General features: G+C 65.6%; 15 protein-coding genes. 4 read left to right on the top strand and 11 right to left on the bottom strand.

Features of this window, described 5'->3' with window-relative positions:
• Positions 1-61: 61 nt before the first annotated feature.
• Positions 62-1,114, bottom strand: a complete 1,053-nt coding sequence (locus ACJ7IV_RS00265) for a TRAP transporter substrate-binding protein (protein WP_483865282.1) — start codon at positions 1,112-1,114, stop codon at positions 62-64.
• A 51-nt stretch (positions 1,115-1,165) separates the two neighbouring features.
• On the bottom strand, positions 1,166-3,508 hold the full coding sequence (locus tag ACJ7IV_RS00260; RefSeq protein WP_483865281.1) for a cytochrome P450: 2,343 nt from the start codon (positions 3,506-3,508) through the stop codon (positions 1,166-1,168).
• A gap of 145 nt (positions 3,509-3,653) precedes the next feature.
• On the opposite strand from ACJ7IV_RS00260, the gene ACJ7IV_RS00255 reads away from it, so the two are divergent.
• Positions 3,654-4,331: an IclR family transcriptional regulator gene (locus ACJ7IV_RS00255; protein WP_483865280.1), complete on the top strand. Its 678-nt coding sequence runs from the start codon at positions 3,654-3,656 to the stop codon at positions 4,329-4,331.
• Positions 4,332-4,391: 60 nt separating this feature from the next.
• Here ACJ7IV_RS00255 and ACJ7IV_RS00250 read toward each other — a convergent pair whose 3' ends face one another.
• Complete coding sequence (locus tag ACJ7IV_RS00250; protein ID WP_483865279.1) at positions 4,392-4,835, bottom strand: hypothetical protein; 444 nt, start codon at positions 4,833-4,835, stop codon at positions 4,392-4,394.
• Between the two features lie 177 nt (positions 4,836-5,012).
• Between ACJ7IV_RS00250 and ACJ7IV_RS00245 the strand changes: the two genes are divergently transcribed.
• Together ACJ7IV_RS00245 and ACJ7IV_RS00240 are read left to right on the top strand one after the other, a co-directional pair.
• Positions 5,013-6,041 carry an aspartate carbamoyltransferase gene (locus ACJ7IV_RS00245; RefSeq protein WP_483865278.1) on the top strand — a complete coding sequence of 343 codons (1,029 nt, stop codon included), beginning with the start codon at positions 5,013-5,015 and terminating at the stop codon, positions 6,039-6,041.
• 74 nt (positions 6,042-6,115) lie between these two features.
• Entirely contained in the window at positions 6,116-6,748 is a 633-nt protein-coding gene (locus tag ACJ7IV_RS00240; RefSeq protein ID WP_483865277.1) for a hypothetical protein, read from the top strand.
• A 4-nt stretch (positions 6,749-6,752) separates the two neighbouring features.
• Here ACJ7IV_RS00240 and ruvX read toward each other — a convergent pair whose 3' ends face one another.
• The 4 genes from ruvX to gshB are packed head-to-tail and all read right to left on the bottom strand — an operon-like array spanning position 6,753 to position 9,736.
• Entirely contained in the window at positions 6,753-7,211 is a 459-nt protein-coding gene (gene ruvX, locus ACJ7IV_RS00235) for a Holliday junction resolvase RuvX (protein ID WP_483865276.1), read from the bottom strand.
• Between the two features lie 31 nt (positions 7,212-7,242).
• The gene (locus ACJ7IV_RS00230) at positions 7,243-7,815 is read right to left on the bottom strand and encodes a YqgE/AlgH family protein (RefSeq protein ID WP_483865275.1); all 573 of its coding nucleotides are present in this window, start codon (positions 7,813-7,815) and stop codon (positions 7,243-7,245) included.
• A gap of 17 nt (positions 7,816-7,832) precedes the next feature.
• Positions 7,833-8,753 carry an energy transducer TonB gene (locus ACJ7IV_RS00225; RefSeq protein ID WP_483865274.1) on the bottom strand — a complete coding sequence of 307 codons (921 nt, stop codon included), beginning with the start codon at positions 8,751-8,753 and terminating at the stop codon, positions 7,833-7,835.
• A gap of 14 nt (positions 8,754-8,767) precedes the next feature.
• Positions 8,768-9,736 carry a glutathione synthase gene (gene gshB / locus ACJ7IV_RS00220; protein ID WP_483865273.1) on the bottom strand — a complete coding sequence of 323 codons (969 nt, stop codon included), beginning with the start codon at positions 9,734-9,736 and terminating at the stop codon, positions 8,768-8,770.
• A 135-nt stretch (positions 9,737-9,871) separates the two neighbouring features.
• On the opposite strand from gshB, the gene ACJ7IV_RS00215 reads away from it, so the two are divergent.
• Positions 9,872-10,417, top strand: coding sequence for a VOC family protein (locus ACJ7IV_RS00215; RefSeq protein WP_483865272.1), 546 nt, complete (start codon positions 9,872-9,874; stop codon positions 10,415-10,417).
• Here the strand turns inward: ACJ7IV_RS00215 and ACJ7IV_RS00210 are convergent.
• The 4 genes from ACJ7IV_RS00210 to secB all read right to left on the bottom strand — a co-directional run bounded on the left by ACJ7IV_RS00210 (position 10,401) and on the right by secB (position 12,975).
• Entirely contained in the window at positions 10,401-10,877 is a 477-nt protein-coding gene (locus ACJ7IV_RS00210) for a MarR family winged helix-turn-helix transcriptional regulator (RefSeq protein WP_483865271.1), read from the bottom strand. The genes ACJ7IV_RS00215 and ACJ7IV_RS00210 overlap by 17 nt on opposite strands.
• 3 nt (positions 10,878-10,880) lie before the next feature.
• Positions 10,881-11,591 carry a CvfB family protein gene (locus tag ACJ7IV_RS00205; RefSeq protein WP_483865270.1) on the bottom strand — a complete coding sequence of 237 codons (711 nt, stop codon included), beginning with the start codon at positions 11,589-11,591 and terminating at the stop codon, positions 10,881-10,883.
• 93 nt (positions 11,592-11,684) lie between these two features.
• The gene (locus tag ACJ7IV_RS00200; RefSeq protein WP_483865269.1) at positions 11,685-12,428 is read right to left on the bottom strand and encodes a 16S rRNA (uracil(1498)-N(3))-methyltransferase; all 744 of its coding nucleotides are present in this window, start codon (positions 12,426-12,428) and stop codon (positions 11,685-11,687) included.
• Positions 12,429-12,462: 34 nt separating this feature from the next.
• Entirely contained in the window at positions 12,463-12,975 is a 513-nt protein-coding gene (secB, locus tag ACJ7IV_RS00195; protein WP_161431738.1) for a protein-export chaperone SecB, read from the bottom strand.
• Positions 12,976-12,988: the final 13 nt, after the last annotated feature.

Raw genomic sequence — 12,988 nt, 5'->3', positions numbered from 1 at the left:
GAAGGCCCTCGACCGTAAGGTCGAGGGCCTTTTTCATGGCCGCTTCGTTGCTGCGCCAGTCTTACTCTTCTTCGATGATATCCACTTCGGTCAGCCCCTTTTCCTCTCCGGCGGCTTCCAGCTGCTCGTAGAAGTGCTCCAGGGCGGCTTCACCGTCGACGCCCTTCTCGGCTACCGTCTCGGCCCACTGCTCGGGCAGGTCCTCGACCAGGGACATGAAGTGATCGACTTCTTCCTGAGGCAGCTCGATGAAGGTGTTACCCATCTCCTCTGCGAAGGCCATGCCGCGCTCGTCGACCACGTCCATCATGAAGCCGAAGAGTCGAGACAGACGCTCGCCGGATACGGACATCAGAGCCTCGCGATCTTCATCGGAGAGCGATGCCAGAGTGTCGGGGTTCATCACCAGCGAGAAGCTGCCGCGATAGAAGCCACCCGGCATCAGCACGGTGTTGGGCAACACCTCGGAGAGGCGGAAGCTCTTGAGCCCCTCCTGAGTCAGCATGGCCCCATCGATGACGCCCTGGGCGGCCGCCTCATAGGTGCTGGCGGGCGGCAAGGCCACACCGGTCAGGCCCAGGGCCTCGGAGATGTCGGCCATCACGCCGCCGCCGATGCGAACACGGTTGCCGGGCAGATCACCCAGGCCCTCAATGGGCTCCTCGAGGAAGAGGGTCCCGGGTCCATGCACCCCGAGACCGATGACCTCGACGCCGCGATGCTCGTTCAGCTCGGTGAAGTACGCCTGGTGCGTCCGCCAGTAGGCTACAGAAGCAGCCTCCGAGGAGAAGTCCTCGAAGGTCGGGAACTCAGGCAGCTTGGTCAGCTCGAAGCGTCCCGGCATCAGGCCGTGAAAAAGCCAGGTCACATCCGCTACTCCGTCGGCGATCAACTCCATCTGAGCTCCGGGAGGCCCCATGTCGTGTACCACGTTGATAGTGACACGTCCGTCTGTAGCCTCCTCCAACCAGCTACCCCAGGTCGGCCAAACGATGGAGTTGACCCCGTGATTGGGACCCGCCCAGGTACTCACCTGCAACTCGGTGGCCGCGGCACTCTGGAAGGCCCCCAGAAAGAGGGCTGTGAAGGTGGTAATGGTTGCCAGTCTTTTCATTGTCATTTCCTTGCCAGATTGACTGCATTGTTGATGGTGCGAGAGCTGCTGTTACAAAGCCAGGACCAGGCGTTTCCCCCTGGCTCGCGAACAGCAGCTTATCAGGCTCGTTTGGCTGTCGCGCTCGGCCTGGGTCAGCACCTTGTCACGGTGATCGATCTCGCCCTCCAGTACCTCGATCTGGCAGGAGCCGCACAGGCCCTCCTCGCAGTCACTAGGCACATCGATGCCCGCAGCCCTGAGCGATTGCAAAATGGTACGATCGGCCGGTACTTCAACTGTCAGCTCGGAGTCCGCCAGCTCTACCTCGAAGAGATGTTCACGGCTGGGGTCGAGCTGCGCCCCTCCGGCGGTGAAGTGTTCAACGTGCAGGGAGCCCTCTGGCCAGTGTCCGGTGGCAGCTTCGAGCGCCTCTAGCAACCGCTCGGGACCACAGGCATAAAGCAGGGTGTCGTTGGCTGGCTTCGCCAGCAGGTCGGCCAGGTCAATGCGCCTGCCCTGGTCCTTGGGATAGAGGCTCAACGCCTCACCGTGATCTCGTTTCAGCCGCTCGACGAAAGCCATGCTGGCCAAGCCCCGGCCGGCATAATGGATCTCATACACCTTGCCCAGGGCCTTGAGGCGATCCGCCATGGCAATGATCGGCGTGATACCGATACCCCCAGCAATCAGCCGGTAGCGGCTCGATGACTCATCCAGGCGGAAATGGTTCTTGGGGCCACGCACGTGAAGCTCGACGCCCTCACGAACAGCTTCGTGTACCCAGCGCGAGCCTCCTCGCCCCGTCTCCTCACGCAACACGGCGATATGCCAATCACCACTGTCCACGGGGCCACAGAGGGAGTACTTGCGCGACTCGCCATCGGGCAGCACCAAGTCCAGGTGAGCACCGGGCGTCCAGGCAGGTAAACGTGCACCAGAGGCATCGACCAGTGTCACCCCGAGCACACCATCGGCCTCCGGCTCGGCATGAGTGACAACAAGACGGCGAACGATCGACCGAGCCTCGGGAGCCCCAACGGGGAAGTCATGCTGGCTGGTACCAATTTGGGGGTCGCGACGTTCGGGATTGAGTGCTGGATCCCAGCGCACCCATAGTGCCTCGGGGCCGCGTAGCGACGTGTTGGGAAGGAAGCTGAACTCCTGCTCCTCGAGTTCCAGGTGGGGCAGCCTCCGAGTGAACTCCTCCAGGAAGATACGCATCTCCATGCGCCCCAGGTTCTTACCCATGCACTGGTGGCTACCATAGCCGAAGGTGAGATGGTCCACGGCGTTATCGCGGTAGATATCGAAATCGTCGGGATTCTCGAAGTGGCGCGGATCGTGGTTTCCCGAGGCCATCACCATCAGGATCTTGCCGCCCTCGGGAATGGTCACCCCGCCCACCTCGACATCTCGTGTGGCAATACGCCGCCAGGAAACCATTGACCCCGAGTGGCGAAGGCACTCCTCCGCCGCTGCCGGGATCAGCTCCGGGTTGCCGCACAGCTCGGCCCATACTTGCGGGCGCGAGAGCAGCTGACGGAAGGCATTGGTAGTGGCCAGAGCAGTGGTCTCATGAGCCGCCACGATGATCGCCATCATCATCGAGTGCAGGTAGTTGTCAGTGACCACCTCCGGCATCTCGCGATTCTTCTCTATCATGTCGTACATCCAGCCATGCCCGCGCGGCTGCTGCTGCATCTTGTTCAGCACGCGGCCGGAGTACTGCCAGAACTTGCCGACAGCCTCGGCAACTTCGACCTGCTCCTCCGGCGAGGGGCGCCCCCAGGTGTTCAGGGTGTGGGCGGCTGAGAAGCGGCGCAGCTGTTCCATGTCCTCCTCGGGCACACCGAGGAAGTGCAGCGCCACAGTCAACGGTACCTCCCAGAACATCTCGGCCACCAGATCGGCACGACCACGATCCATGATCGCATCGAGTTTCTCGCGGACCAGGCGCCTGACCATGGGTGCATGAGCCTCCAGTGCTTCAGGAGCGAAGGCATCCAGCAGCACCCGGCGCCGTGCCATATGGGCCGGCTCATCCTCGTTTACCAGGGTGCGATTCATGCCGTAGTCATGTTGCTTGAGGACCTTCAGGGCCTCGTCACTGGGCGGAGTGATCTTCTCCAGAGCAATGGAGGGAGAAAAGGTGATGTTGTCGCGGAAGATCGTCTTGATGTCGTCATACCGACTGACCACCCAGTAGCCCAGCCTCGGGCTCCAGAACACCGGCTCCTGATCCCGAGACCAGCGCAGTGCCTCGGCTGGGTCCAGCTGGTAGGGGCGATCGAAGGGATCGAAGTCAGCAGCTTCTTGCGATATCGGGCACCCATTGGGGGCCAGACTTTCCTGCCGATGGAAGGGACAGCCACCCGCCTCGGGCTGAGCAGGAGAAGTAGAGGCTGAAGTCATGTTGTACTCCGTAGGGGTCGACCTATATTTACTTTTATCGCACACTTATTATCATTAAACGCACAGCAGAAACATAGGCTCCCTCAGTGGCGACGTCAACATCGCCACTCGAGAAACTCAATCTCCCCTGGAACGAGGTAAAACCATGTCCACTACCCTGCAGACACTGGATAGAGGGCTGAAAGCCTTGGAAATCATTGCAGAACAGGATGGGGGACTCAGTGTGGCTGAGCTGGCCGAGCAGTTGGGTGTCCATCGCGCCATTGCCTACCGCATTGTGGCGACTCTGGAAGGTCACGGCCTGGTGGTGCGCAGGACAGAAGGAGGTTTGCGACTGGGTGCGAAGATAGCCCTGCTGGCCGGCCATTTCGAACCCCAGCTCCGGAGGTCCGCCCAGCCTTTCCTGGAGCGCCTTGCCAGGGAGGCGCAAGCGACAGCCTTTATCTCGGTAGCCGAAGGAGAGGAAGCCGTGGTGATCCTGGTTGCCGAACCGGATGCAGGGCTTCTGAGAGTTGGCTACCGGGTGGGTAGCCGCCACCCCCTCTCATGCGGCGCGGCCGGCATTGCAATACTCGCCGGACGGCCTCCCCAACCACACGAGAGCGAGGCAGTACGTACAGCACGCGCTCTAGGCTACAGCCTGACACATGGCCAATTGCAGCGGGGGGCAGTGGGCGTGGCCAGTCCCATCGCGGCGCCTCACCTGCAGAGCAGCGTGGAAGCCTGTGTAGGCGTAGTCGCCATGGAAGACCTTGAAACCGACCAGGCAACCGCTTCAGTGATGGCATGTGCACGACGGCTCGCCGAATCCATGGCGATATAATAATCAAAGCCTCAGCGAACCGAGGCTTTCACGTGCTAAGGATAGCGCTGTCACGCGCCGTTACTTGACTGCTCGACTATCGAACGCCTCGGCGTTGGGGCAGAAGCTGCGGCACACTTCCACATCGGCGCCGGCACGCATGGCTTTCCAGCACTTGCCAACGACTGGGCAGCCGTTGCAGGTTGCACGCATTGCGTCGTATCCCGGGTCGGCGGCCAGTTCCCCATCCTGGAGGCCAAAGCGCTGCATCATCACCGGCATCAGGGTCCTGGCCGGCACGAAACCGAAGGGCTGCCCGTCCTGAAGCTGGCGCGCCATCTCACGCTCGAAGTGGGCATCCAGGGGCGTCTTCAGATCCTCGAGCATCTCGCCGTAGGTACCTGCGGCCTCATGCTGCATGTCCTGAACCAGCCGCGGGGTAGTTGCCCGGTAGCAACGCTCTGACAGACGGGCCCACCACGGCTGGCGGGAAGCATCGGTGCGGGGTGTGGTTGTGGTGGTCATGGCGTCTCTCCTGTCGTGATGCAATGGCATGTGAGGAGTATCGCGGCAGAGCCATGAAAGCGCCTTGACCCAGATCACATAAAGTTTCATATGAAACCATATTCAACAACCGGTGAACCCGCTGGCCCTCGGCGCTACACTAGCGGCCGTCCATTCGCTCCAGCCGAGGCCACGCCGATGAGTCACCACCTGCTCTCCGTCGATTCCCTGTCCCGCGACGATGTCGATCACCTGATGCGGGTCGCCGCCCGCATGGAGCCCATCGCCCAGCGGCGCCAGGTCAGCCGGGTGCTGGAAGGGGCGGTGCTCGGCAACCTCTTCTTCGAGGCCAGTACCCGCACCCGGGTCAGCTTCAACGCCGCCTTCTGCCGGCTGGGCGGCAGCGTCTGCGACACCACCGGCTTCACCTTCTCCTCCATGGCCAAGGGCGAGTCGCTCTACGACACCAGCCGGGTGATGAGCGGCTACTGCGACGCCATCGTGATGCGCCACCCGGAGCTCGGGTCGGTGGCAGAGTTCGCCGCCGCCACCCATGTGCCGGTAATCAATGGCGGCGACGGTCCCGGCGAGCACCCCAGCCAGGCATTGCTCGACTTCTACACCATCGACAAGGAATTCAGCCGCCTGGGCAAGGGCCTGGCCGGCGCCCACGTTCTGATGACCGGCGACCTCAAGTACGGGCGCACCGTGCACTCGCTGATCAAGCTGCTGTCGCTCTATGCCCCCATGCGCATCACCCTGGTGGCGCCGCCGGGGCTGGAGATGCCCAGCCACCTGGTCGACCTGGTCGCCTCCCGGGGGCATCGCATCGAGCAGCGCGACAGCCTGGCCCAGGACTATGCCGACGTGGACGTGGTCTACACCACGCGCATCCAGAAGGAGCGCTTCACCGCCGAGATGAGCGAGGGCTTCAGCCTCTCCCGGGACTTCACCGTGGACCGCGCCTTCCTCGACGCCCGCTGCGGGCGCGACACCCTGGTCATGCACCCGCTGCCCCGCGACAGCCGACCCGAGGCCAACGACCTCGACGTCGACCTCAACGGCGACCCGCGCCTGGCGATCTTCCGCCAGACCGACAACGGCATCCCGGTGCGCATGGCGATCTTCGCCACCCTGCTGGAGGTGGACGACCTGATCGAGCAGGAACTGCGCCCGGTACGCTGGTTCGTGCCGCCGCGCGTGGGCGTTGACGACCCGGCACTGTAAGCAACGCGCACTTTCGCCGCTCTCGCCTATGCTGAGGGATGATCCTTCCCCCTGGCGGCAAGAGGCACCACGACATGAACCTGCACCGCGCCTATCGGCTCCTGGCACTCTTCTACACCGTGCTGCTGCTGGTCGGGGCCATCGCCCTGCTGGCCGGCGGCGGCACCGCGCTGTCGCTGGCTCAGCTGGCCCTGGGGGCCATGGCGGTGGTGGGGTTGTGGGGCTATATCCTCAAGCGCGGCTTCATGAATCCACGCATGTGGCGACCTCTGGCGGCGCTACTGGCGGTGGCGGCCGTGGTGCAGCTGTGGGCGGTGCTCAACCTGTCGCTCTCCGGCGAGCTGCTCACCTGGATGCTGGCCAGCGCGATCTTCTCGGTGCTGCTGGTGGTGATTCTGTATCGCTACGGTGACCGCGACCAGGCCCTCTGGGCCACGCCCGAGGAGCTGGAGGCCGCCCGGCGGCTGGAGGCGCTGCTGGAGGAGGGTAACGGCCCGCTGCAGGCCGAGGCAAGTGACGGGCAGCGCGAGTCGCGGGTCACGGTGACCCGCGACGGCGACGGGTTCCGCGCCAGCGTGATTCGCCGCCGCCACGCCGAGCGCGAGAGCTTCGAGGAGCGCTTCCACCACCCCGCCACCCTGGTGTTCTTCCTGGAGAAGTTCGCCGGCGTCTCGGTGCAGGACTTCACGCGTCCCGACGCCGCCTGAGGCGTCAGCGCTGCACCGGCCCTTGGCCGGGCAGCCCCTCCCGGGCGGCGAACCAGCGCTCGACGATCAGCACCGCGCTGATGCCATCGACGCCCTCATCGCGCCAGCTGCCGCGATGGCCGCGCTCCCGGGCGATCAGCTTGGCCTCGCCGGTGGAGCCGCGCTCGTCGACCATCTCGCAGGGTACCCCGTAGCGGCCGAACAGGCGCTTGCCGAACTTGCGGGCGCGCGTGCTCATCTCCTGCTCCTCGCCCGCCGCGGTGAGCGGCAGGCCCACCACGAAGAGGTCCGGCTGCCACTCCTCCACCAGCCGAGCGACCCGCGACCAGTCGGGAATTCCCTCCCGGGCCGGCAGCGGGTCCAGCTCCCGGGCGCTGCCCAGCAGTTCGTTGCCGACCGCCACGCCGATACGCCGGGTGCCGAAGTCGAAGCCCAGGATCAACCGCTCGCCCTGCCTGGCCATCAACGCCCTCCTGCCATCCGTCGCGTCCGGTTCACGAATGCCCCGCCTCGCGGGTCATCAGGTTGAGGTCGATGCCGAGGATCCCGGCGGCGGCGCCCAGGCGCTGCTCCGGCGGCACCTCGAAGAGGATGTCCCCGCGCCCCTCCACGGTGAGCCAGGCGTTGTCGAGCAGCTCGGCCTCGAGCTGGCCCGACTCCCAGCCGGCACAGCCCAGGCACACCAGGAAGTGCTTGGGGCCGCGGCCGGCGGCCAGCGCCTGGAGCATGTCCATGGAGGTGGTCAGGGCGATCTCCTCGGTGACCTGGATGCTGGAATCCCAGTCGGCGCTCGAGCCGCGGTGCAGGATGAAGCCGCGGTCCTTGTGCACCGGACCACCGTAGTAGACCGGCGCGTTGCGCTGCGGGCTCTCCTCGCCGCCCAGCTCCAGTTGTTCGAAGAGCGCCTCCAGGGTCAGCTCGAGGGGGCGGTTGATGATCACCCCCATGGTGCCCTTCTCGTCATGGTCGCACAGGTAGGCGAGGCTGCCGGCGAAGTTGGGGTCTTCCAGGTGCGGCATCGCCAGCAGGAAGTGATCTTTCAGGCCGAAGTTTTCCACGGATTGCATGAGACTCCCCGGCGGTCCTAACGCACGCCGAAATTGTTGCCTTGGCCGAACCGCCAGACGCGGGTGATGGAGAGCGAGTCCAGGTTGCCCATGCCCGCATCGAAGGGACGATAGGGGCCGGCACCATGAACGGTATCCAGCGCCGCCTGGTCGAGTTCGGAATGTCCCGACGATTGTATCACCTCCGCCTGGCGCAACTCGCCGTCGCGGCCGATCACCACCCGAATGCGCAGCTGCCCCTGGAGATGACGCGGCGCCGGGTGCACGCGATTGCCGTAGGCCTCGACGCGGCGGGTCCAGTCATCGATATAGCGTGCCTCGGCGGCACGCTGGGCGGCCTGACGGGGGGCCGCATGGTCAGCACCGGGCGACTCAGGAGCGAGACCCTGCTCACGGATGCTGCGGGTGGCGTCGGCGAGCAGGTCGCGGCCCGAGGCGGAGGGCGCCGCCACCCGGGGCTCGGCCTCGGCGTCCGCGGCCTGGGGCGCCTCGCGGGGCGTGGGCGGCAGCGGGTTCTCGGCCTCGGCTTGCGCCGCCGGGGGCGCCTCCTCGACGGGGCGCGCCTCGGGGGCGACGCGTTCGGCCGCTTCGGGCTCCGCCGGCGTGGCGGGGTCGACATCCTTGGCCCCCTGCTGCGCCGCGGCGGGGGCCTCCACCGGGGCAGAGCGCGACTCCGCCGGGGCCTCCTCCTGCTCACTGCCGGCGGCCTGCTGGTCGGCCTCGGCGATGGCCTCGGCCTCCACCGGCGCCTCGCTTTCGCGGGTCACCAGCACCACGTCGAGGCTTTTCCGCTCGGCCGGCGGGGTGGCGAACTGCCAGCTGGCCACCACGCCGATCACCGCCAGGTGCAGCAGCAGTGCCAGCGACCAGGCCAGCCAGCGCCGATAGGGCCGGGTGACCGGGGCATACTGGATGGGGTCGCCGGCGATCAGGGACATGGCGGCCTCGCCTCTCAGCCCCGCGCCGCTGCCAGGCGACGCTCGATGGCATCCATCAGCAGGCCGGCGATATCGGTGCCGCGCTGATCATCGATCTCGCGCACGCAGGTAGGGCTGGTCACGTTGATTTCGGTGATGTAGTCGCCGATCACGTCGAGGCCCACGAACATCAGGCCCTTCTCGCGGATCATCGGCTGCACCTGGCGGATCAGCCAGTGGTCACGCTCGGTGAGCTCACGGCTCACCCCGGTACCACCGGCGGCCAGGTTGCCGCGGGTCTCGCCGGCCATGGGCACCCGGGCCAGGCCATAGGGTACCGGCTCACCATCTACCAGCAGGATGCGGGTGTCGCCATCCCTGATCTCGGGCAGGTAGCGCTGGGCCATGATCTGGCGCTGGCCGCGCTCTGTGAGAGTCTCGATCACCGCGCCCAGGTTGCGCCCCTCGGGGCCGACGTGGAAGATCCCGCTGCCGCCCATGCCATCCAGCGGCTTGAGAATGACGTCCTGATGTTCGGCATGAAAGGCGCGCAGCTCGGTCTCGCTGCAGGAGACCAGGGTCGGGGCACAGCACTGGGGGAACTGCTGAGCGAAGAGTTTCTCGTTGCACTCGAGCAGCGCCCGGGTGGGGTTGACCACCAGCACCCCCTCGCGCTCGGCGAAGCCGAGCAGATGCACCGCATTGAGGAAGTCGGTATCCACCGGCGGGTCCTGGCGCATCAGGATCACATCCAACTCGGCCAGGGGACGCGGCGAGGGCTCGCCCAGGTCATACCAGTGACCGGGGTCGCGATGCACCTCGAGGTCGCGCATGCGCCCGAAGGCTCGCCCATCACGCAGAAAGAGATCACCGGGTTCGAGATAGTGCAGCGAGGCACCGCGATCCCGGGCGGCCCACAGCAAGGCCAGGGAGGTGTCCTTCTTGTAGGTGATGTCCGCGATGGGGTCCATCACCACGCCGATCTTCAGCGCACGTTCGCTCATGGGGTCGGGTTCCGGTCGAGAGTATGAATAGAGCCAGTATGCCGCAGGGGCGCCGTGCGGACCAAGCCACGGCCCTTGACAAAAGTAACACATGTTACCAATACTGTTTCATGTGAAACCAACCGGAGAGTCACAATGATAAAGCTCGAGCAGATTCACCATGTCGCCTACCGCTGCAACGATGCCAAGGAGACCGTGGAGTGGTATCAGGACAAGCTCAATATGGACTTCCTGGTCGCCATCGCCGAGGACCGCGTGCCTTCCACCAAGGAGCCGGACCCCTACATGCATCTCTTCCTCGATGCAGGCAACGGCAATATCCTGGCCTTCTTCGAGATCCCCAACTCTCCTCCGATGGGGCGCGACCCCAATACCCCTGACTGGGTTCAGCACATCGCCTTTCGAGTCGCCGATGAGGAGGCCATGATGAACGCCAAGGAGCAGCTTGAAAGCAAGGGGGTTGAGGTGATCGGGCCTACCGAGCACGGCATCATCCGCTCCATCTACTTCTTCGATCCCAACGGACACCGGCTGGAGCTCACCCATGTGACCGGGACCGAGGAGCAGATGCGCCAACTCAAGGAAGTGGCACCGGCCATGATCGAGGAGTGGTCACAGACCAAGCGCGCACCAAAGCACGCCGCCTGGTTGCACGAACAGGAGTTCAACGGGCTGGATTGAGCGTTTCATCCAGCAACTCTCGGGAGCGCGCCAGCAGGCGATCCATCAGACAATAGAACTGCTCGCGCTCCTCCTCTGATAGCACCTCGAGCAGTTCCGCCTCCACGGCCAGCACCCTAGGTACGATCTTCTCATAGTGCCGATACCCCGCTTCGCTGAGCCGCAAGCACATGCGCCGACGATCACCTCCATCTTCGGCCTGCTCCACAAGCTGCTTTTTACTTAGCCGTGCGACGGCACGGCTAACCTGCATCTTTTCCAGATTGGCGTGTTCTGCCACCTCTCTAGCGGACCAGCCGGGACACTCGGCGAGAGTTGCCATCACTCGCCACTCGTGGTGGCTCAAGAGGAAAGGCTCCAGGTAGCGCTGCCCAACCGCCGTGCTTACCGCTGACTGAAGATTGGCTAGTCGGTAGGGAAAGAAGTCGTTCAACCGCAACAAGGGATCGCCTTCCGACACGCCTTACGCCCCCTTTACGCCCGGCGCCAGCCGGATACCGGTCGGCTCCAGGGTGATCAGCCGACGCTTGTAGAGGCGGCCGATGGCCTGCTTGAAGGCGTTCTTGCTGACCCCCAGGCGCGCCTTGATCTCGGCGGCGTCGCTCTTGTCGCCCAGCGGCAGGTAGCCGCCACTCTCGCGCAGTGCCTTGAGCACGGCCTCGCCCACCACATCCAGGCGCGCCTCGCCCGGGGGCAGCAGCGAGAGGTCCAGGCGGCCATCGTCGCGCAGGCGCTTGATGTAGCCGGTGACGCGCTGGCCACGGCGCAGCGGCCGGGTCAGGTCATCACGATAGAGCACGCCCCAGAAGCGATGGTTGACCACCGCCTTGAGGCCGAGGTCGGTCTGCTCGGCGATCACCAGGATCACCTCATCGCCGGCGGCGAGCCCCTCGGCCTCATCAGCGACGAAGCGTTCCAGCTTCTGGGAGGCCACCGGCCGCCCCTGCTGGTCCGTATAGATTCGCACCAGCACCCGCTTGCCGACGCTGGGGCGGAAGCGCTGCTCCCCGTAGGGCAACAGCAGGTCGCGGGGCTGCCCCCAGTCGAGGAAGGCACCGGTGTCGTTGACGGTGACCACCTCCAGGTAGGCCACCTCGCCAACGTCACACCTCGGCGCCCGGTAGCGTCGCCCGGCAGCGGGGCGCGGCGTGCGCGGTTCACGTGAATCGGACATGGAGGGCTCCCTGAAAATTGGATGATGCCACCGGGGTCTGACTCCGTGGCGGAGGAAGGGCGGCGTTCGTCGGCGGCGATGGATACGGAAGCGTCAGCCGTTCCCGTCGAGGTCCCCGAAACGGTACTGCAGCAGGCTGAGCGCCACCACCGGGGCGGTCTCGGTACGCAGGATGCGCGGCCCCAGGCAGAGCGGCGCGAAGCCGGCCTCGCGGGCGGCCACGACCTCGCCCTCGGCCAGCCCGCCCTCGGGGCCGATCAGCAGCGCCACGCTCGTGGGCACCGACTGCTGTGCCAGTGCCCCGGCGCTATCCGGATGCAGCACCAGGCGCAGCGTCTCGTCGCGCCCGGCCAGCCACTCGGCCAGGGCGAGTGGCGGGTTCACCGCTGGCACTACGGCGCGTCCGCACTGCTCGCAGGCGCTGGCCGCTACCGCCTGCCAGTGGGCGAGTTTCTTCGCCTCCCGCTCCCCCTTGAGGCGCACGTCACCATGCTCGGTGTAGAGCGGCGTAACGGCGGCCACGCCGAGCTCCACGGCCTTCTGGATGGCATAGTCCATGCGATCGCCCTTGGAGATCGCCTGGCCCAGGTGCACCGCCAGCGGCGACTCGGCGGTGCCGGACGCCACCGACTCGATACGCGCCACCACCCGCTTGCGCGAGGCCTCCACCAGCACCGCACTGGCCTCGAGGCCCGCACCGTCGAACAGCCGCAATGCGGCCCCCTCGCCCAGGCGCAGCACGCGAGCCACATGGCGGGCCGGCCCCTCGGGCAGAACGACGTCGCCGCCGACACGAAGGTCGGCGGCGACGTGGATACGCGGCGATCTCTTGATCATGGCTTGATCTTCACTTCAGGGCCACGGTGCTGCGTTACTGGGTCGTCTCGGCGCCCTGGGCCTGCTCGGCCTCGCGCTGCTTCTTGCGCGCGTAGATCGCCTCGAAGTTGACCGGCGCCAGCATCAGCGGCGGGAAGCCGCCACGGTTGACCAGGTTATCGATGCACTCGCGGGCATAGGGGAAGAGCACGTTGGGGCAGAAGGCGCCCAGGGTGTGGTCTAGCTGCTCGCCCTCGATGCCGGTGATGCGGAACAGGCCGGCCTGCTCGAGCTCGGCCAGGAAGGAGGTGGTTCCCTCCTCGCTGTGGGTCACCTGGGCGGTGACCTTGATCACCACCTCATAGAGGCCATCACCCACCTTCTCACTGGTGGTATCCAGGTTCAGGCCCACCTTGGGCTTGAAGGGCTGCTGGAACACCGACGGCGAGTTGGGTGCCTCGAAGGAGATATCCTTGACGTAGATGCGCTGCACGGCGAACTGCAGCTGCGGCTTGTCCTGCTGGCCGGCGGCCTGGCCGTCGGCGCCCGGGTTGTTCTCTTCCGCCATGGGAAAGGTCCTT

The sequence above is a fragment of the Halomonas sp. C10-5 genome, from assembly GCF_057169305.1.
This window is presented reverse-complemented; position numbering and strand designations above follow the sequence as displayed.

What these genes read in the sequence shown, in the direction of transcription:
- ACJ7IV_RS00265 (WP_483865282.1), bottom strand. Translation starts at nt 1,114, where the DNA reads ATGAAAAGACTGGCAACCATTACCACCTTCACAGCCCTCTTTCTGGGG.
- ACJ7IV_RS00260 (WP_483865281.1), bottom strand. Translation starts at nt 3,508, where the DNA reads ATGACTTCAGCCTCTACTTCTCCTGCTCAGCCCGAGGCGGGTGGCTGT.
- ACJ7IV_RS00255 (WP_483865280.1), top strand. Translation starts at nt 3,654, where the DNA reads ATGTCCACTACCCTGCAGACACTGGATAGAGGGCTGAAAGCCTTGGAA.
- ACJ7IV_RS00250 (WP_483865279.1), bottom strand. Translation starts at nt 4,835, where the DNA reads ATGACCACCACAACCACACCCCGCACCGATGCTTCCCGCCAGCCGTGG.
- ACJ7IV_RS00245 (WP_483865278.1), top strand. Translation starts at nt 5,013, where the DNA reads ATGAGTCACCACCTGCTCTCCGTCGATTCCCTGTCCCGCGACGATGTC.
- ACJ7IV_RS00240 (WP_483865277.1), top strand. Translation starts at nt 6,116, where the DNA reads ATGAACCTGCACCGCGCCTATCGGCTCCTGGCACTCTTCTACACCGTG.
- ruvX (WP_483865276.1), bottom strand. Translation starts at nt 7,211, where the DNA reads ATGGCCAGGCAGGGCGAGCGGTTGATCCTGGGCTTCGACTTCGGCACC.
- ACJ7IV_RS00230 (WP_483865275.1), bottom strand. Translation starts at nt 7,815, where the DNA reads ATGCAATCCGTGGAAAACTTCGGCCTGAAAGATCACTTCCTGCTGGCG.
- ACJ7IV_RS00225 (WP_483865274.1), bottom strand. Translation starts at nt 8,753, where the DNA reads ATGTCCCTGATCGCCGGCGACCCCATCCAGTATGCCCCGGTCACCCGG.
- gshB (WP_483865273.1), bottom strand. Translation starts at nt 9,736, where the DNA reads ATGAGCGAACGTGCGCTGAAGATCGGCGTGGTGATGGACCCCATCGCG.
- ACJ7IV_RS00215 (WP_483865272.1), top strand. Translation starts at nt 9,872, where the DNA reads ATGATAAAGCTCGAGCAGATTCACCATGTCGCCTACCGCTGCAACGAT.
- ACJ7IV_RS00205 (WP_483865270.1), bottom strand. Translation starts at nt 11,591, where the DNA reads ATGTCCGATTCACGTGAACCGCGCACGCCGCGCCCCGCTGCCGGGCGA.
- ACJ7IV_RS00200 (WP_483865269.1), bottom strand. Translation starts at nt 12,428, where the DNA reads ATGATCAAGAGATCGCCGCGTATCCACGTCGCCGCCGACCTTCGTGTC.
- secB (WP_161431738.1), bottom strand. Translation starts at nt 12,975, where the DNA reads ATGGCGGAAGAGAACAACCCGGGCGCCGACGGCCAGGCCGCCGGCCAG.